The sequence below is a fragment of the Cellulosimicrobium sp. JZ28 genome, from assembly GCF_015327065.1.
GTDB lineage: Bacteria > Actinomycetota > Actinomycetes > Actinomycetales > Cellulomonadaceae > Cellulosimicrobium > Cellulosimicrobium funkei.
Genome location: NZ_CP017660.1, coordinates 3,837,953 through 3,856,729 on the forward strand (window position 1 = coordinate 3,837,953; position 18,777 = coordinate 3,856,729).

The 18,777-nt window shown below is 73.7% G+C and carries 11 protein-coding genes and 1 pseudogene; 9 read left to right on the forward strand and 3 right to left on the reverse strand.

Annotated features, from left to right (window positions below):
• Positions 1 to 89 precede the first annotated feature (89 nt).
• Both rpsF and BJP59_RS17220 read right to left on the reverse strand, forming a co-directional pair.
• Positions 90 to 380, reverse strand: coding sequence for a 30S ribosomal protein S6 (gene rpsF / locus BJP59_RS17215; protein WP_009863694.1), 291 nt, complete (start codon positions 378 to 380; stop codon positions 90 to 92).
• A gap of 151 nt (positions 381 to 531) precedes the next feature.
• Positions 532 to 2,943, reverse strand: coding sequence for a penicillin-binding protein (locus BJP59_RS17220; RefSeq protein ID WP_194521564.1), 2,412 nt, complete (start codon positions 2,941 to 2,943; stop codon positions 532 to 534).
• Positions 2,944 to 3,357: 414 nt separating this feature from the next.
• Between BJP59_RS17220 and BJP59_RS17225 the strand changes: the two genes are divergently transcribed.
• The 4 genes from BJP59_RS17225 to BJP59_RS17240 all read left to right on the forward strand — a co-directional run bounded on the left by BJP59_RS17225 (position 3,358) and on the right by BJP59_RS17240 (position 8,782).
• Positions 3,358 to 4,053, forward strand: coding sequence for a PadR family transcriptional regulator (locus BJP59_RS17225; RefSeq protein ID WP_021482833.1), 696 nt, complete (start codon positions 3,358 to 3,360; stop codon positions 4,051 to 4,053).
• The gene (locus BJP59_RS17230; RefSeq protein ID WP_021482832.1) at positions 4,050 to 5,141 is read left to right on the forward strand and encodes an inositol-3-phosphate synthase; all 1,092 of its coding nucleotides are present in this window, start codon (positions 4,050 to 4,052) and stop codon (positions 5,139 to 5,141) included. The genes BJP59_RS17225 and BJP59_RS17230 overlap by 4 nt, the downstream gene beginning before the upstream one ends.
• Before the next feature lie 420 nt (positions 5,142 to 5,561).
• A complete protein-coding gene (locus BJP59_RS17235) occupies positions 5,562 to 6,893 on the forward strand; it encodes an MFS transporter (protein WP_194521565.1) in 1,332 nt (443 codons plus the stop codon).
• Positions 6,894 to 7,219: 326 nt separating this feature from the next.
• Positions 7,220 to 8,782, forward strand: a complete 1,563-nt coding sequence (locus tag BJP59_RS17240; RefSeq protein WP_228485148.1) for an MDR family MFS transporter — start codon at positions 7,220 to 7,222, stop codon at positions 8,780 to 8,782.
• Positions 8,783 to 8,914: 132 nt separating this feature from the next.
• Here the strand turns inward: BJP59_RS17240 and BJP59_RS17245 are convergent, their stop codons facing one another.
• Complete coding sequence (locus BJP59_RS17245; protein ID WP_442861552.1) at positions 8,915 to 10,348, reverse strand: CCA tRNA nucleotidyltransferase; 1,434 nt, start codon at positions 10,346 to 10,348, stop codon at positions 8,915 to 8,917.
• Between the two features lie 173 nt (positions 10,349 to 10,521).
• On the opposite strand from BJP59_RS17245, the pseudogene BJP59_RS17250 reads away from it, so the two are divergent.
• From BJP59_RS17250 to trxB, 5 genes and pseudogenes are all read left to right on the forward strand, one after another.
• Positions 10,522 to 11,109 (forward strand): annotated as a pseudogene (locus BJP59_RS17250) (NUDIX hydrolase); the annotation flags it as partial.
• Between the two features lie 128 nt (positions 11,110 to 11,237).
• Complete coding sequence (locus BJP59_RS17255) at positions 11,238 to 13,511, forward strand: DUF6049 family protein (RefSeq protein WP_194521568.1); 2,274 nt, start codon at positions 11,238 to 11,240, stop codon at positions 13,509 to 13,511.
• Positions 13,512 to 13,714: 203 nt separating this feature from the next.
• Entirely contained in the window at positions 13,715 to 15,430 is a 1,716-nt protein-coding gene (murJ, locus tag BJP59_RS17260) for a murein biosynthesis integral membrane protein MurJ (protein WP_086150256.1), read from the forward strand.
• A gap of 98 nt (positions 15,431 to 15,528) precedes the next feature.
• Entirely contained in the window at positions 15,529 to 17,388 is a 1,860-nt protein-coding gene (locus BJP59_RS17265; protein WP_194521569.1) for a protein kinase family protein, read from the forward strand.
• A 353-nt stretch (positions 17,389 to 17,741) separates the two neighbouring features.
• Positions 17,742 to 18,770, forward strand: a complete 1,029-nt coding sequence (trxB, locus tag BJP59_RS17270; protein WP_021479913.1) for a thioredoxin-disulfide reductase — start codon at positions 17,742 to 17,744, stop codon at positions 18,768 to 18,770.
• Positions 18,771 to 18,777: the final 7 nt, after the last annotated feature.

Here is an 18,777-nt window from a genome sequence, read left to right on the forward strand (position 1 = left end):
CGCGTCGCTCATCCCACCACGCGGCGCCCACACGCGCTACGGCGTGCAGCGTCCGGTGCAGGACGGTCGGACGGGGGAAGCGGGAAGGATCAGCGAGCGTCCGTGCGCAGGATCTTGGTCCGCAGGACGACCTCGTTGAGGCCGAGCTGACGGTCCAGCTCCTTGGCGGTGTCGGAGGTCGACGTGAAGTCGACGACCGCGTAGATGCCCTCGGACTTCTTGTTGATGTCGTACGCCAGGCGGCGACGACCCCAGATGTCCACCTTGTCGACGGAGCCGCCGTCGGTCTTGATGACCGACAGGTACTTGTCGAGCGACGGGGCGACGGTGCGCTCCTCGATCTCGGGGTCGAGGATGATCATCAGTTCGTACTGACGCATGCGGATAACCCACCTCCTCTGGTCTTCGCGGTCACGGTCTCTCCGTGACAGGAGGGTTCATGCTTCATGCTGCTGCCGTCCGACGGGCGGACGGCAGCTCCTCAGGGTACCCGCTCGGCGCGGGCGCCCGGAAATCTGCGGCGACGAGCGGTCAGCCCCGGCCCGGGATGATGCCGCCGACGTTGCCGTTGCCCCCGCCGGGGTTGCCTCCAGCACCCGGGTTCCCGGTCTCGGTGGGCGACGGGTCCGGATCCTCCGGATCCGGCGTCTCGGGCGGCGGCTGCTGGCCCGGATCGGTCCCCTTGGAGACCACGAGCGCGATGGTCGACCCGGGCGGCACCTGGTCCATCGAGGACTGGCTGATGACGTAGCCCCGCGGCTGCTGGTCGGAGAACTCCTCGGTGATCCGCACCTTGAGGCCGGCGGCCTCGATCTGGCCGCGCGCGGCGCGCGCCTCCATGCCGACGACGGACGGCACGGCCACGTTCTCCGGCTGCTGCGGCTCCTCCGTCTCCTCCGGCGTCGGCTCCTCTGACGGGGTCTCCGTCGGGGTCTCGGTGGGCGTCTCCGTCGGCTTCGGCTTGGGCGGGGTGTAGTCCGGGAACTCGCCCGCCGGCAGGTTCGCCGCGGCGGTCTGCATGTACGACGTCCAGGCCTCGACCGGCCACGAGCCACCGGTGATCTCGCTGTTGACCCACTTGCCGAACGGCGTGATCTGCTCCTGCTCGCCGTTGGGGCCGGACTGGTAGAGACCCACGACCGTCGCGAGACCGGGGGTGAAGCCGGCGAACCACGCGGACTTGTTGTCCGTCGACGTACCGGTCTTGCCTGCCGCGGGACGACCGATCGCCTGCGCGGGCTTGCCCGACCCCGTCTCGACGACCTGGGAGAGCGCGTACGTCGCCCCGGCCATCACCTCGGGGTCGAACTCCTGCGTCCGGTCGTCGGCGCCCTGTGCCTGGTAGACGAGGTTGCCGCGCGAGTCGGTCACGGACGCCACGATGTGCGGCGTCGCCTTCAGACCCTGGGCCGCGATGGTCGCGTACGCGTTGGTCAGCTCGAGCGGCGTCACCGTCGCGTCACCGAGCACGTTCGCCAGGTTCACCCCGACGTCCGCCTTGATGCCCAGGCGAGCCGCGACGTCCGCGGTCTTCTCCGGCCCGACCTCGAGGTTGAGCTCCGCGTACGCGGTGTTCACCGACTGCGCGGTCGCCTCGGTGAGGTCGACGTTCCCCCAGTCGTGGTCGCTGAAGTTGCGGACCTTCCAGTCCTCGCCGTTGTCGGCGCCGGGGAAGGTCTTGGGCGAGTTGCCGTCGAAGCGCTCGTCGAGCGTGTGCCCGTTCTCCAGGCCCGCGATGAGCGTGAACGGCTTGAACGTCGAGCCGCCCTGCGCGGCCCCGCGGGTCGCGTTGTTGTACTGGTTCTCGAGGAAGTTCTTGCCGCCGTAGAGGGCGCGGATCGACCCGTCGTTCGGGTCGACGGAGACGATCGCGGTCCGGAGGTTCGGGGAGACCGGGTTCTCGTCGCGACCCTCCTGGGGGAGCGAGTCCGCCGTCGCGACGGCGGCCTGCTGCATGGCCGGGTCGATCGTCGTCGTGACCTTGTAACCCTTGCTCGTGAGGGCGTCCTCGCTGATGCCGATCCCCTCGCCGGCCAGCTCCTGCTCGACCATGGCGAGGAGGTAGCCCGTCGGGCCGTCGTACTTCTGGGACTTGACGTACTCGACCGCCTCGGGGAAGCCCGCGTCCACCGCCGCCTGGCGCTCGGCGGCGGTGATGTGGCCGTCCTCCTCCATGTTCCGCAGCGTCCGCTGCCACCGCTCCTCGGCCTGGGCGTGGTTGACGGCCGGGTCCCAGTTGGTCGGGCTGGGGATGATGCCGGCGATCATCGCGGCCTGCGACACCGTGAGGTCGGCGGCGTTCACGCCGTAGTACTTCTTGGCGGCCGCCTGGATGCCGTAGGCGCCACGACCGAAGTAGATGGTGTTGAGGTAGTTGCCGAGGATCTCGGGCTTGTCCTGCTTCTGGGTGATCTTGACGGCGAGGATCGCCTCGCGCGCCTTGCCCGCGTAGTCGGTCACCGTGTTCGTGTAGTACCGCTCGACGTACTGCTGCGTCAGCGTGGACGCGCCCTGACGGCCGCCGCCCTTGATGTTGTTGTAGAAGGCCCGCGCGATGCCCTTGACGTCGACGCCGGAGTTCGTCCAGAACGTCCGGTCCTCGGACGCGACGACCGCGTTGCCGACGTACTCCGGCAGCGTCGCGTAGTCGACGATCTCGCGGTCCTCGACCGCGTACTTGCCCATCTCGGTCGTGCCGTCGCCCCAGTAGACGGTCGACGTCTGGGCGCCGACGCTGGGCAGCTTCGTCGGCACGTCGGTCGTGTACCACGCGGCGACGGCGACGCCCGCGACGAGCGCGATGCCCGTCAGCATGGTCCCGACGACCACGCGCCACGACGGCAGCCAGCGGCGGACGCCCTTGACGTGCGAGCGTGGGTAGTTGAAGAACCGACGGCGCCCGCGCGGGGTCGTCCGTCCGTTCGTCCTCGTGGATCGCGCCACGGTCTACCTTCCTCTGGGGGGCATCGAGGAGCCGGCTCGCGTCGACCGCGGGCCCGCCCGTGGGCCGCCGTGCGGAGACCACCTGACCGACGGGACGGGCCCCGCCTCGGGGGCGGGCCGCCGTCGGGCACGAGGTCGGCGCACGCCGGACCACCCTGAACAATAGGGCGTCACCCTGTCCCGACAAGGGTTCAGCGCACCGTGAGCGGGATCGTCCGCCATTGATTCGCCCGGGCGTCCCGCCGCCTCCGCGGGTTCTTCACATGCCCGGCGACGCGTGTCACAGTCCGGTCAGGATTGCACGACACATCGGGACGACCTAACCTGTCGATGTATCGACTCGATACATCGGGGTCGACAACGATCCCAGCGGGTCCCTCCGGGGCACGCCGAGGAGCGTCAGGAGGTGGGATCGTGCGGAGCAAGACGCCTGTGCTCGAGACCGCGATCCTGGGGCTCCTCAAGGAGGCGCCGCTGCACGGGTACGAGCTGCGCAAGCGGCTCAACATCATGCTCGGCTCCTTCCGCGTGCTGTCCTACGGCTCGCTGTACCCCGCCCTCAAGTCGTTGGTGGCCCGCGGGCTCATCACCGGCACGGAGCAGTCGGCCGCGCAGTCGACCCTCGCGCCCGCCCTCTCGGGCAAGCGCGCGCGGATCGTCTACGAGCTGACGGCCGAGGGCAAGGAGCACCTCCAGACCGTCCTGGCCTCCTCCGGGCCGGCGGCGTGGGAGGACGAGAGCTTCGACGTCCGGTTCGCGTTCTTCGCGCAGACCGACGCCGAGACCCGCATCCGCATCCTCGAGGGCCGGCGCACCCGGCTCACCGAGAGGCTGGAGGCGGTCAGGGAGTCCGCGGCTCGCACGCGCGAGCGGCTCGACGAGTACACGCTCGAGCTGCAACGCCACGGACTCGAGCAGGTCGAGCGCGAGGTGCGCTGGCTCGACGGTCTCATCACCACCGAGCGCGACAGGAGCTCCGGGCACGCCCGGGGCGCCGCCCGCGCGCGGTCCAGCAGCACCCCGCATCCTGCGGAACCATCCGAGCAGGAGCCCGACGGCGCGAGGCGTCCCGAGGACCCTGGAACAACGAACACCAAGGAGCGAGGATGACCTCCATCCGCGTCGCCATCGTCGGCGTAGGCAACTGCGCATCGTCCCTCGTCCAGGGCGTGCACTTCTACCGTGACGCCGACCCGAGCAGCACCGTCCCGGGCCTCATGCACGTCCAGTTCGGCGACTACCACGTGTCGAGCCTGGAGTTCGTGGCGGCGTTCGACGTCGACGCGAAGAAGGTCGGCTTCGACCTCTCCGAGGCCATCAACGCCTCCGAGAACAACACGATCAAGATCGCCGACGTCCCGCCGCTCGGCGTGACCGTCCAGCGCGGCCCGACCCTCGACGGCGTCGGCAAGTACTACGCGCAGACGATCGAGGAGTCGGACGCGGAGCCGGTCGACGTCGTCGCCGCGCTGCGCGAGGCGCAGGTCGACGTGCTCGTCTGCTACCTCCCCGTGGGCTCGGAGCAGGCCGCGAAGTTCTACGCGCAGGCCGCGATCGACGCCGGCGTGGCGTTCGTCAACGCGCTCCCCGTCTTCATCGCGTCCGACCCGGAGTGGGCCGCGAAGTTCGAGGAGGCCGGCGTCCCGATCGTCGGCGACGACATCAAGTCGCAGGTCGGCGCGACGATCACGCACCGCGTGCTCGCGAAGCTCTTCGAGGACCGCGGCGTCGTGCTGGACCGCACGTACCAGCTCAACGTCGGCGGCAACATGGACTTCAAGAACATGCTCGAGCGCGAGCGCCTGGAGTCCAAGAAGATCTCCAAGACGCAGGCCGTGACCTCGAACCTCGAGGGCCCGCTCGGCGGCAAGAAGGAGGACCGCAACGTCCACATCGGCCCGTCGGACTACGTCGCGTGGCTCGACGACCGCAAGTGGGCGTACGTGCGCCTCGAGGGCCGCGCGTTCGGCGAGGTCCCGCTGAACCTGGAGTACAAGCTCGAGGTGTGGGACTCCCCCAACTCCGCCGGCATCATCATCGACGCCGTCCGCGCCGCGAAGATCGCCAAGGACCGCGGCGTCGGCGGCCCGATCCTCTCGGCCTCGACGTACTTCATGAAGTCCCCGCCGGTCCAGATGGAGGACACGAAGGGCCGGGCGCAGCTGGAGGCCTTCATCGCCGGTGAGGTCGAGCGCTGATCCGGAGTGCAGCGAAGGTCGAGATCCCGGCACGCTTTTCGCCGGGCTCCCGGCCGTAGCGGAGCGCAGGATCAGCGCGACCGAAGAGTCGAGCGCTGACCTGAAGCACTGAGCGCTGAGCGCCGGAGGTAGAGCCCTGGTCGTCCTGCCGGATGACCGGGGCTCTACCTCGCCCGGCGAGGGTTCGCCGTCGGCCGCGGGCACGCTCGAGGTGAGACGGCACCGGGAGGGCGGGGAGCGCGCCGCGTCGTGGCGGGCCTGGCGGGAGCCGCGAGGGACGAGCGGCGGTGGGTAGACGCGGCGCGCCTCCCCGCCCGCCCCCCGGGGCGACCCGCGCCGTCGGCCCCCGATCCGCCGCACGACGCCCCACGGGGGACAACCGCATGTCCGACCGCACGACGACGAACGTAGGGTGACCGCGTGGGTGTGATCTCCGAGCTGCGGGCGCTGCTGCGTCTGGACGGCTTCCGCAAGCTGTTCGCCGTCCGGCTCGTGTCGCAGGCCGGGGACGGCATGTTCCAGGTCGGCCTGGCGTCGCTCCTGTTCTTCTCCCCCGAGTCGCAGGGCACGGCGGCGGCCATCGCGGGCGCGTTCGCGGTGATGCTCGCGCCGTTCACGATCGTCGGCCCGTTCGCCGGGGTGTTCCTCGACCGCTGGCAGCGGCGTCAGGTCCTCGCGTGGGGCAACGCGGTGCGCGTCGTCATCACGCTCGGCATGGCGGTGCTCATGCTGACTGGCGGGGTGAGCGGCTGGATCTACGCGCTGGGCCTGGCCGCGCTGTCCGTGAACCGCTTCCTCCTCGCCGGGCTCTCGGCGGGCCTGCCGCGGGTCGTCGACGGCCCGCTGCTCCTCACGGCGAACTCCCTCACGCCGACGCTCGGCGCGGGTGCGGCGTTCGTCGGGGGCGGGATCGGCGTGGTGCTCGGGCTGGCGTTCGAGCCGGGCCGGGTCAAGGACTCGTCGGCGCTCGTGTGCGCCGCGCTGGTCTTCGGCGTCGCGTCGCTCCTGGCGCTGCGCCTCGGGCGCACGCAGCTCGGCCCGGAGCGCCCGGCGGAGTCCGCGATCCGCTCGGAGATCGCGCGGGTCGCGCGCGGTCTGGCCGACGGCGCCCGGTACCTCGTCGCGCGCCGCACGCCGGGGCAGGCGCTGCTCGCGATGGCGACGCACCGCTTCCTCTACGGCGTGGTGTTCATCGCGTCGATCCTCATCGCGCGCAACCTCCTGAGCCCCGGCGACCAGGACGCGGGCTTCGTGACGTTCGGGCTCGTCGTGGGGCTCACCGGCGTGGGGGGTGCCGCGGCGGCGGTCATCACCCCGTTCCTGTCGCGCCGCACCGGCCCGCAGGTGTGGATCGCGATCATGCTGCTGCTCGCGGCGGCGAGCCAGCTCCTGCTGGTGACGACGCCGTCGCGCGCGGTGGTGTTCACGGGTGCGACGCTGCTGGGCCTGGCCGCCCAGGGCACGAAGATCGCGGTGGACACGATCGTCCAGCGCGACACGGACGACGAGTTCCGCGGCCGCGCGTTCGCCTTCTACGACGTGCTGTACAACGCGGCGTTCGTGGGCGCGGCGGCCCTGGCGGCCTTCACGCTCCCGGACACGGGCTGGTCGCGCGGCGTGTTCGCCGTGCTGGCGGTGGCGTACTGCGTCGCCGCCCTGGTCCTGTGGACGCGGGGCGCGCGCACGCCGTCCAAGCCGGGCGACGCCGTCGTGCCCGACGCCGGGGCCTCCCCCCGCACGTCCCCCGCCTGACGCGCCCTCCCCTCGACCGCCTGCGCGACGCGCGCGGACCGCCTTCTGCCCTCGGCGTGCCGATGAGTCCGGGGCGGAAAAGAGGTCGTCACCGTCGGCGGGAATAACGCAGGATGGTGAATGGTCGTACAGGGTACGGATCTCGCGGCGAGCGCCGCGCGGGCCGTCCCGGGTCACGTCACCCTGCTCGTGGCCCCGCCGACCGAACCGACACCGTCGTCGCGTGTCCCCGCACGCGACCGTCGCGCTGCCCTGCAGCGCACCCTGCCCCCCGACCGGGTCCGACCCTGCGCCCGGGCCGCCACCGACGCGAGCGGAGACACACCGTGACAGCCTCCCCCACCCACGACACCTCGGCCGCCGTCGACCGCCTCCCCCGGGCGGACTTCCTCGTCATCGCGCTGCTGCTCGGCTCGGCGTTCGTCGTGATCCTCAACGAGACGACGATGAGCGTGGCGCTCGCGCCGCTCATGGCGGACCTCGGGATCACCGCGAGCACCGGCCAGTGGCTCACGACGGCGTTCATGCTGACCATGGCCGTCGTCATCCCGGCGACCGGGTTCCTGCTCCAGCGGCTCGGGACGCGCGGCGCCTACCTGCTCGCGATGTCGCTGTTCAGCGCGGGCACGCTGCTCGCCGCGCTCTCCCCCGGCTTCGCGTGGCTGCTCGTCGGGCGCGTCGTCCAGGCGTCGGGCACGGCCATCATGATGCCGCTCCTCATGACGACGATCATGACGCTCGTGCCGCCGGCCATCCGCGGCAAGGTCATGGGCAACATCTCGATCGTCATGGCCGCCGCGCCCGCGCTCGGTCCGTCACTCTCGGGCCTCATCCTCAACTCCCTGAGCTGGCGGTGGGTCTTCGGCATCGTGCTGCCGATCGGCCTCGTCGCGCTCCTCCTCGGCTTCCTGTACATCCGGGACGTCGCAGACCGTACGCACTCGCGCCTCGACCCGTTCTCCCTGGTCCTCGCGGCGTTCGCGTTCGGCGGGCTCGTCTACGGGCTCTCGAGCATCGGGGAGGCCGCGCGCCACACGCCCGTCGTCCCGCCCGCCGTGCCGCTCGCTCTCGGCGTCCTCGCGCTCGCCGCGTTCGCGTGGCGGCAGATCGTCCTGCAGCGCGAGGACCGCGCCCTGCTCGACCTGCGCGTGTTCACGCACCGCGGGTTCAGCGTGCCGCTCGGCATCATGGCCGTCGGCATGGTCGCGATGTTCGGCTCGCTCATCCTCCTGCCGCTGTTCCTCCAGGACGCGATGGGCCTCGAGCCGCTCGCGACCGGGCTCATCGTGCTCCCGGGCGGGCTCCTCATGGGTCTGCTCGGCCCGACCGTCGGCCGGCTCTACGACCGGGTGGGCCCGCGTCCGCTCGTCATCCCGGGCGTGAGCGTCGTCGCGGTGGCCCTCGCGGCCTTCACGACGATCCACGCGGACTCGTCGCCGTGGTTCGTCCTGGCGCTGCACGTCACGCTGAGCCTGGGCCTCGCGTTCATGTTCACGCCGCTGTTCACGTCGGCGCTCTCGTCGCTCGAGCCGCACCAGTACTCGCACGGCTCCGCGTCGATCGGCACGGTGCAGCAGCTCGCGGGCGCCGCCGGGACCGCGATGTTCGTCGCGGTCATGACGTCGCGGTCGATCGCCTACGGCGAGGCGGGCGCGTCGCCTCGGGTGGCGCTGGCCGAGGGCGTCGGCGACGCGTTCGTCTGGGGCACGGCGGTCATGCTGGTCGCCGTCGGCCTGTCGTTCCTCCTGAGCCGCAGCGCGCCTCCGGCGCACGGCCCCGGCCCGGCTCAGCCCGGCACGCAGGACGCCCGCACCGGGGACTCCCGCGCCACGGACGCGCGCACCGCGGACGTGAAGGTCGAGGCCGCCCTGGCCACCGACGACGTCTGAGGCGTCCGGCACGACGTCGGACCCGCGAGCACGACAAGGGGTGCCGCTCTCAGCCCGAGAGCGGCACCCCTTCGGTGTCTCCGCTCCTTCTCGCCCCGAGCGCTCACCCGCGCGCACGCGCGCGGGCCACGTTCAGGACGCCGAGGACTCCGGCTGCTCGGCCCACCACCGCAGGAGGTCCGCGCGCGCCGTCTCCTCGTCGACGGGGCCGCGGTCGAGGCGCAGCTCCAGCAGGTGCTTGTACGCCTTGCCCACCACGGGCCCGGGGCGGATCCCGAGGATCTCCATGATCTGCTGCCCGTCGAGGTCGGGCCGGACGGCGTCGAGCTCCTCCTTCGCCTGGAGGTCGGCGATGCGGCGCTCCAGGTCGTCGTACGACTCGCGCAGCCGCTGGGCCTTGCGCCGGTTGCGGGTCGTGCAGTCGGCGCGCGTGAGGCGGTGCAGGCGCTCGAGCAGCGGGCCGGCGTCGGTCACGTAGCGGCGCACGGCCGAGTCGGTCCACGCGCCGTCGCCGTAGCCGTGGAACCGCAGGTGCAGCTCGACGAGGCGGGCGACGTCCTTGACCACCTGCTTGTCGTACCGCAGCGCCTTGAGCCGCCTGGCGACCATCTTGGCGCCGACGACCTCGTGGTGGTGGAAGCTCACGCCGCCCCCGTCCTCGAACCGGCGCGTGGGCGGCTTGCCGACGTCGTGCAGGAGCGCCGCGAGGCGGAGCACGAGGTCGGGGGCGGGGACGGCGCCGTCGGGCCCGGTCTCCTGCGCGATGGCCTGGTCGAGGACCGTGAGCGAGTGCTCGTACACGTCCTTGTGCCGGTGGTGCTCGTCGATCTCGAGCTTGAGCGCGGGCAGCTCGGGCAGCACGTGGTCGGCGAGGCCCGTGTCCACGAGGACCTCGAGCCCGCGCCGCGGCGCGGCGCCGCACAGCAGCTTCGACAGCTCGTCGCGCACGCGCTCGGCCGAGACGATCTCGATGCGCTCGGTCATGAGGACGAGCGCGGCGAGCGTCCCGCCGTCGACGTCGAACTCGAGCTGCGCGGCGAACCGCGCCGCGCGCATCATGCGGAGCGGGTCGTCGTCGAACGACCGCTCGGGGGCGATCGGGGTGCGCAGGACGCGGCGGGCGAGGTCGCCCAGGCCGTCGAACGGGTCGACGAACGTCATGTCGGGCACGCGCACGGCCATCGCGTTGACGGTGAAGTCGCGGCGGGACAGGTCGCCCTCCAGCGTGTCGCCGAACGCGACGACGGGCTTGCGCGACGTCGGGTCGTACTCGTCCGTCCGGTACGTCGTCACCTCGACGACGAGGTCGTCCCCGGGGCCGCCGCGCCCGAAGCGCTTCGCGCCGATCGTGCCGAACTCCTTGCCGATGTCCCAGTGCGCGTCGCCCCACCGCGCGAGGATCGCCTCGGTCTCGTCGGGCGACGCGGAGGTGGCGAAGTCGAGGTCGTTGCTCGCCCGCCCGAGGAACGCGTCGCGGACCGGTCCCCCGACGAGCGCGAGCTCGTGGCCCGCGGCGCGGAACGCCTCGCCGAGCTCGATCGCCGCGGGCGCCATCTCGGTGAGCACCGCGAGGGCCCGGCGCTGCAGCTCGAGCGCGTGCGGCGTCGCGGGCGGTGTCGGCTGGGGCGACGGCGAGGGGGACGAAGGCTGGGGCACGACACCCAAGCCTGCCAGATGCGGCGCCCCCGCCGGGGAGCCGGTCCCGGGGAGGTGGGTGCCCACTCGGTAAAGTTGAACCCATGTCCACCCCCGCGCACGCCGACGACCCCCGGAGGGATCCGGCGGGCGGGCGTGGCGACGGCCGCGGGCAGCCCGCCCCCGTCCCGGCCCCGCCGGGCGGCCACGCCCTCCGCATCGACCCGCGCTCGCGACCGGGACCCGCGCCGGCGCCGCTCCCGGTGGTCGACGAGGTCTCCGCGGGCGGGCTCGTCATCACGGTCGACGGTGGTCACCCGTGCGCGGCGATCATCGCGCGGCGCAACCGCGGGGGCCGCCTGGAGTGGTGCCTGCCGAAGGGCCACCTCGAGGGCGACGAGACGCCGGAGCAGGCGGCCGTCCGCGAGATCGCGGAGGAGACGGGCATCCGCGGCGCGGTGCAGGAGCCCCTCGGCGTCATCGACTACTGGTTCACCGGTGACGACCGGCGCGTGCACAAGGTCGTCCACCACTTCCTGCTCCGCGCGACGGGCGGGTACCTCACGGTCGAGGGCGACCCGGACGGCGAGGCCGAGGACGTCGCCTGGATCCCGGTCGCGGACCTCCCCGCGCGGCTGGCGTACCCGAACGAGCGGCGCATCGCCGTCGTCGCGCAGGGCGTCCTCGAGGGCCGTCGCACGCGGTTCCACGGGGTGGTCGAGAGTAGGGTGACCCGGACGATCGTCCGCCCGCACGGCCACCCGCACGACGGCCGCGGCGGCCCGGCACCGCCCGCCCCACGGAGCTCGACCGACCACTCATGACGCCCTCCTCCCGCAGCGGTGCGCGCCCTCCCGGCGCCGCGCCGGTCTCGCTCCGCGGTCCGTCCGCACGGCTGCTCGTCGCCCTGCTCCTGGTGCTGGTCGTCGCGGCCGGCGTCCTGCTCGGCGGCACGACGGCGGCCCCGCCCGCCGCGGCCGACACGGTCCCGGAGGGCGAGGACGCGGTGACGCTCGAGCTCACGTCGCTCGCACCGACCGTCCTCGCGCCGGACAGCACCCTCACCGTCACCGCGCGCGTCACGAACGGGACGGAGCAGACGCTCGGCTCCCCCGCGGTGACCCTCGGCGTCGACCGCCGCGCGCTGCGCACGCGGTCCGCGCTCGAGAGCTGGACGACGACCGGTCTCGACGGGCGTGTCGGCGCCACCGTCGCCACCGAGGACGTCGGGCGGCCGCTCGCCCCCGGGGAGAGCGCCGACGTGACGCTCTCCGCGTCGGCCGCCGAGCTCGGCCTCGGCACGGGCAACGACCCGGGCCCGCGCGGCCTGGCGGTCGCCGTGTCCGACGGCGGTACGCGCCTCGCCGTGCAGCGCACGTTCGCGCTCCGGGCCCCGGCGGACGACGTGTCTCCCGTGCGGCTCAGCGTGGTCGCGGCGGTGACGGGCCCCCCGGTCGACCCCGACCCGGTCGCGTACGACGACGCGCTCTCGGCCGCGGTCGCGAGCGAGGGACGGCTCGGTCGCCTGCTCGCCGCGACGGGCGGGACGTCCGACGTGGGCTGGGTCGCCGACCCGGCGCTGCTCGCGGCCGCAGCCGTCGCCGCCGACCCGGCGGTGAACGCCTGGGCGGACGCCGTGAGCGGGGCGACCGCCGGGCGCTCCACGTTCGCGCTGCGCGCCTACGACCCGGACGTCGCGGCGTTCGCGCACGCGGGCCTTGCGCTGCCCGAGGGGACGCCGCTGCCGTCGTCGGGCACCTCGTCCGACCCGGTGTCGGGCACGGCGGCCGACGGCACGACCGACGGCGACGACGACGCCGCGGACACGGGGACCCCCGCTCCCCCGGACCCGACGAACGGGTGGCGCACCGACCTCGCCTGGCCGGCCGACGCCGTCCCCGACGTCGCGACCACGACGCTCGCCGTCGCGTCGGGAGCGACCGCGACGGTCGTCGGCCCGGGCGGCCTCGCGCCGGACGAGTCGCTCACGTACACGCCCTCGGGCGTCGCGACGGTGACGACGTCCGCGGGACCTGTCACGGCGCTCGTCGCAGACCCGGTCCTCACCGCGCTGCTCTCCGCCGGCGACGGCTCCGGCGTCTCCGCCACGCAGCGCCTGCTCGCCGAGACGGCCGTGATCGCGCGCGAGCGCCCCGCCGACCAGCGGCACGTCCTCGCCGCCCTGCCCCGGTCGTGGGAGCCCGAGCCCGGCCTGTTCACGGCGCGGCTCGACGCGCTGCGCGACTCCGGCTGGGTCGACCTCGCGCCCGTGGACCAGCTCCTCGCGGTCGAGCCGCCCGCCGTCGACCGCGCGTCGCTGCCCGAGGACGCCCCCGCCGACGGCGAGATCGGTGCCGCCGAGCTCCGGTCCCTCGACCGGTCGCGCGCGGAGCTCGCCACGTTCGCGACGGTCGCGGCGGACCCGACGGCGCTCACGCGCCCGCTCGAGCCCGCGTTCGTCACGCCGACGGCCGTCGCCTACCGCGCGGCGCCGCCGTCGCGCACGCTCGCCGTCCAGCAGGCCGAGCAGCGGTCCGCCGCGGTGCGGGGCGGGCTCTCGGTGGAGACGCGCTCGTCGTTCTTCTTCGTCGCCGAGCAGGAGGACCTGCCGGTCCGGGTGCGCAGCACCCTCACGCAGGACGCGACGGTCCAGGTCGTCCTCCGGCCGGACGACCCCCGGCTGCGGGCCCCGGAGCGCACGACGGTGACGATCCCGGCGGCGACGCGCGACGCGGACGGCGACCTCGTCCCGACCGAGGCGAGCGTCGGGGTGCCGGTCGAGGGCTTCGGGAGCGGCAACGTCACGGTCGAGGTCGAGCTCGTCAGCGCCGCGCAGCCCCAGGTCCGGGTCGCGGAGCCGCAGCAGTTCGTGGTCCGGGTGCGGGCCGACTGGGAGTCCGTCGGCACGGTGGTCGTCGCCGTCCTGCTCGTCATCGCCCTGTTCGCCGGCATCTGGCGCACCGTGCGTCGGGGTCGCTCGCCCCGTCGTCTGGCCGGCGCCACGCTCGACCAGCCGTCGCCGCAGGACGCGCCGGCCGCGGCGCCGGGCGGGCCCGACGGACCGCCCCGGCGTGACGAGGAGCGCGTCGAGTGAGCCCCGGACAGCCGCGGCACGTCCGTCCCGCGGGTACCGGGCGAGGTTCTCGCCCGGGGACGACGCGCGACGCCGTCCCCAGGATCGAAGGCGCACTCCCGGGCGACCCCGCGGCGTCGGGCACCCCCGACGAGACCGCGGAGGCGGGCGCCACCGAGGCCCCGGCGCCCCGCACGGGGAGTCTCGGCCGGTCGTCGGCGCTCATGGCGTCCGGCACCTTCGTCTCGCGCGGCCTGGGCCTCGTGCGCAACGTGCTGCTGGTCGCCGCGATCGGCACGACGGGCCTCGTGGCGGACGCGTTCGACGTCGCGAACAAGATCCCCAACGTCCTCTTCGCGATCCTCGCGGGCGGCGTGCTCAACGCCGTCCTCGTCCCGCAGATCGTGCGCGCCTACCGCGCGCGCAACACGCAGGAACGGCTCGACAAGCTGCTCACGCTCTCGGGCGTCATCCTGCTGGCGCTGTCCGCGCTGCTCACGGCCGGTTCGAGCATCCTCGTCGCGCTGTACACGGGACCGGGCTGGACGGCACCGCAGACGTCGCTCGCCGTCGCGTTCGCGTTCTGGTGCACGCCCCAGCTCTTCTTCTACGGCCTGTATACGCTGCTCGGGCAGGTCCTCAACGCGCGGGGGCAGTTCGGCCCGTTCATGTGGGCGCCCGTGCTCAACAACGTCGTGTCGATCGCCGGGTTCGCGGCGTTCATCGCGCTGTACGGCCCGGCGGCGACCGGGAACGTCGACGACCTCACGCAGTGGGACGGGACCAAGATCGCGCTCCTCGCGGGCACCGCGACGCTCGGCGTCGCCGCCCAGGCGCTCATCCTCGTCGTCCCGCTGTGGCGCGCGGGCTTCCGCTGGCACCTGCGGTTCGGCCTCCACGGCATCGGCCTGCGGTCCGCGGGCCAGGTGGCCCTGTGGACGTTCGCCGCCGTCCTCCTGGAGCAGGTCGGCGTCCTGTTCACGACGCGCTTCGCGAGCGAGGCGCCCCGTGCGGCGCTCGCGCAGACCTTCGGGGCCTACCGCGACGACCCCGGGACCCTGGGCGCCGTCACCGGGCTCGTGACGGGCGCCCCCGGCGCCTTCTCGGACGCGCTGGCCGTCGCGGGCAACGCGGCCTACACGCAGGCGCTGATGATCTACCTCCTGCCGCACTCCCTCGTCACCGTCTCCATCGCGACGGCGCTGTTCACGGGCATGAGCGCGGCCGCCCACGCCGGCGACCTCGCGCGCGTGCGGCACGACCTCTCGCGCGGCGTCCGCACCGTCGGCGTGTTCACGGTGTTCGCGACGGCGGTCCTCGTCGTCCTCGCCCTGCCCGTCACCAAGCTGCTCGTGCCCTCGGTGGACGCCGCCTCGGGCGAGGCCGTGTCCATGGTGCTGCGCGCGATGGCGCTCGGGCTCGTGCCGCTCGGCGGCATGGTCCTCATGAAGTGGGTCTACTACGCGTTCGAGGACGGGCGCACGGTCTTCTGGATCCAGGTGCCGGGCACGCTCGTGCTCGTCGGCGTGTCGTGGCTCGGCACGCAGGTCCTCCCTCCCCAGCTGTGGGTCGTGGGCATCGGGCTCGCGATGAGCCTGTCCAACCTCGTGGCGGTCGGGCTCCGCACCGTCGGCCTGCGGCGCACCCTCCACGGGCTCGACGGCGCGCGGATCCTCCGCCTGCACGTCAAGGCCGGCCTCGCCGCGCTCGTGAGCGCCGTCGCCGGGTGGGGCGTGCTGCGGGCCTTCGTCGTGCTCTCGGGCGACCCCGCCGACGGGATCTACGGGCTCTCGTGGTGGCAGTCGGTCGTCGTCGTGGCGGTCGGCGGCACCGTGATGGGCCTCGTCTACGCGGGCGGCCTCAAGCTCATGCGCGTGCGGGAGCTCGACCAGCTCGCGGGACCGCTCGTGGGCCGCGTCAGACGCCTCGTCCGCCGGTGACGCGACACGTCTGACGTGCGGGTATCCGGTGATACGGGGGCAATCCGGGCCCGCGTACCATGGGGTCTCGACCACGAGTCCCACACGGAGGAGGTCCGGTGAACGGCGTGGCCCCAGGAACGTTGCTCGTCGCGCGCTACCGGCTCGACGAGCAGCTCGCGTCCGACCTGTCGGACGTCACGGCATGGTCGGCCCACGACCAGATCCTCGACCGACCGGTGCGGCTCTCGGTCGTCACCGGCGCGCACGTCGCCGAGGCGCTCGACTCCGCACGACGCGCGGCGCTCGTCGTCGACCCGCGCCTCACGCGGGTGCTCGACGTCGGGTCCGAGGACGGCGTGGCCTACGTCGTGACCGAGCGCTATACGGGCATCACGCTGAGCGAGGTCGTCGCCGGCGGGATCGTCGACCCGCAGCAGGCGCGCGCGGTCGTCGGCGAGGCTGCCGCAGCGCTCGAGGTCGCCCGTCGCCGCGGTGTCCACCATCTCGCGCTGCGCCCGGACGCGGTGCGCGTCGACGGCAGCCGCGTGCTCGTCACGGGCCTCGGGCTCGACGCGGGCGTGGCCGGCCACGACCAGCACGACGCCGAGCAGACCTCGCGCGCGGACGCCGTCGGGCTCGTCGCGCTCCTCTACTACGCGATGACGGCCCGCTGGGCCGGGCCGTCCCTCGACGTCCCCTGGATCGCCGCGGACTCCATCCACCCGCTGCCCGCGCAGCGCGCGGGCGACAGCGTGCTCGCCCTCTCGGACGTCCGTCCCGACGTCCCCGCCGAGCTCGACGAGCTGTGCGCCGAGACCTTCGCCGGCACCCACGGCACCGCCGCGGAGTGGACCGCGACGCCCCTGGGAGTGGGCCCGCGCTCGCCCGCCGACGTCGTGGGTGCGGTCGAGCCCTGGGGCGAGGTCTCCGTCGTCGCGGCGCTGCCCGCGTTCGTGCAGCCCGCCGCCGGTGTGAGCCGCCAGTCGGTGCGGACGGCGTTCGACGGCGCGGCCAGCGCGCCGCCCGGGACGCCGCCGCCCGCGCCGCCCGTCCGCCGTCCGACGACCGGACGCATCCACCGTGTCGGCGCGGTGCCGGGGTCGGCCGGTGCGGGCGCGGGGGCTGCGTACGCCGCCGGGGCGGCGACCGGGGCCACCGCCGCCGTGCCGCCGCCCACCGCCGAGGCGTACTCGGTCCCGCCGCCGCCCGTCGGCTACGACGCGGGCACCGTTCCGCTGCCGTACGACCCGGCGTCCCCGCCGCCCCCGCCCGCAGGTCCCGACGCCGCGCAGGCCTGGAGCGAGCCCGTCCCGTCCCGGCGCGGGCCGCGACGGTTCAACGCGACCCCGATCGTCCTCGTCCTCGTGCTGGCGCTCGTCGTCGGCGGCGTCGTCTGGGCCGTCAACACGGCGTTCGACGGCTTCGGCCCCGCCGTGCAGACCAACGAGCCCACCGCGGGCGGGTCGGAGGCACCGGCCGAGGGCGGTGAGGGCGACGCCTCCGCAGGTGAGGAGGCACCCCCCGCACCCGAGGTCCGCCCGATGATCGCGTCCGGCACCGCGCTCGACCCCGAGGGCGACGCCGGCGGCAACAACGACGGCGAGCACCCAGAGCTGGCGTCGCTGGCCTACGACCAGCAGCCGGACACGACGTGGATCTCGCGGCGTTACAACGCGGCGGACTTCGCCGGGCTGCGCTCGGGGATCGGTTTCGCCGTCACCCTCGAGGAGAAGGCGCCCGTCTCGTCGATCGTCATCGACACCGCGACGAACGGTGGCAACGTCGAGATCCGCGCGACGAGCCCGGACACCCCCACCGAGGGCACGGTGCTCGCCTCCGGGCCGCTCTCCCCCGGTGCGACGTTCACGTTCGAGCAGCCGGTCGAGGCCGAGTCCATCGTCCTGTGGTTCACCGAGCTGCCGCAGAACCCCGCCGGCGAGTACCGCGCGGAGATCAACGAGATCCTCGTCTCCTGACGTCGTGGGGGGCCCGACGCCGGGTCCCCCACGGTCCGCGGTGTCGCCTGCCGCTGCGCTCGTGCCCGTGGTGCGGTGCTCGTCGCGGGCACGTGCGACGTCGCCGGCCGCCCGTCGCTCTGGCGCCACGGTGCCGTGGAGCGCCCGCCCACGGCACCGTGGCGGCCGGCACGGCCGCGGGCCGGCGCCGGGACCATCGCCGCGGCAAGCCGGGTGCCGGTCGGTTCGCACCCACGGTGAGCCGAGCACCCGCCGACCCGCGAACCCCCGTACCGTGGAACAGAAGCCGCCCCGGCGGCGTTCACACTCTCGCGTGGTCGGCCGCCACGCACCGAGCATCCGAGGAGCAGCACGTGACCGAGCAGTCAGCCGTCCAGAACCTGATCATCGTCGGGTCCGGTCCCGCCGGGTACACCGCGGCGATCTACGCGGCGCGCGCGGGCCTGTCCCCGCTGGTGCTCGCGGGGTCGGTCACCGCCGGCGGTGCGCTGATGAACACGACCGAGGTCGAGAACTTCCCCGGGTTCCCCGACGGGATCATGGGCCCCGAGCTCATGGACCACATGCAGAAGCAGGCCGAGCGGTTCGGCGCGCGCATCGAGTGGGACGACGCCACGCTGCTCGACCTCCAGGGGCCGGTCAAGACCGTCGTGACGGGCAACGGTGACACCTACCGCGCCCGCGCCGTCATCCTCGCGACCGGGTCCGCGTACCGCGAGCTCGGCCTGGACGACGAGAAGCGCCTGTCCGGCCGCGGCGTGTCCTGGTGCGCGACGTGCGACGGCTTCTTCTTCCGCGACCAGCACATCGCGGTCGTCGGCGGGGGCGACTCGGCGATGGAGGAGGCCACGTTCCTCACCCGCTTCGCCGAGAAGGTGACGCTGGTGCACCGTCGTGACGAGCTGCGCGCGTCGAAGATCATGGCCGACCGCGCGCTCAACGACCCGAAGATCGAGTTCGCCTGGAACAGCGAGGTCGCCGGGATCGAGGGCGACAAGAAGGTCGAGGGCGTGACGCTGCGCGACACCGTGACCGGCGAGGAGCGCGAGCTCCCCGCGACCGGACTGTTCGTCGCGATCGGCCACGAGCCCCGCACCGAGCTCGTCAAGGGTCAGATCGACCTGGACGACGAGGGCTACATCCAGGTCGTCGGGCGCACCACCGCGACCAACCTCGAGGGCGTGTTCGCCTGCGGCGACGCCGTCGACCACACCTACCGCCAGGCCATCACCGCCGCCGGCTCGGGGTGCTCCGCCGCTCTCGACGCGCAGCGCTACCTCACCGAGCTCGCGGACGCTGCGGGCCTCGCCGACCTCGCCGGCACCCCGCAGACGCCGAACCCCGACGAGCTGCCCGAGGCGCTCGCCGAGCTCCAGGCCTGACCCCGCA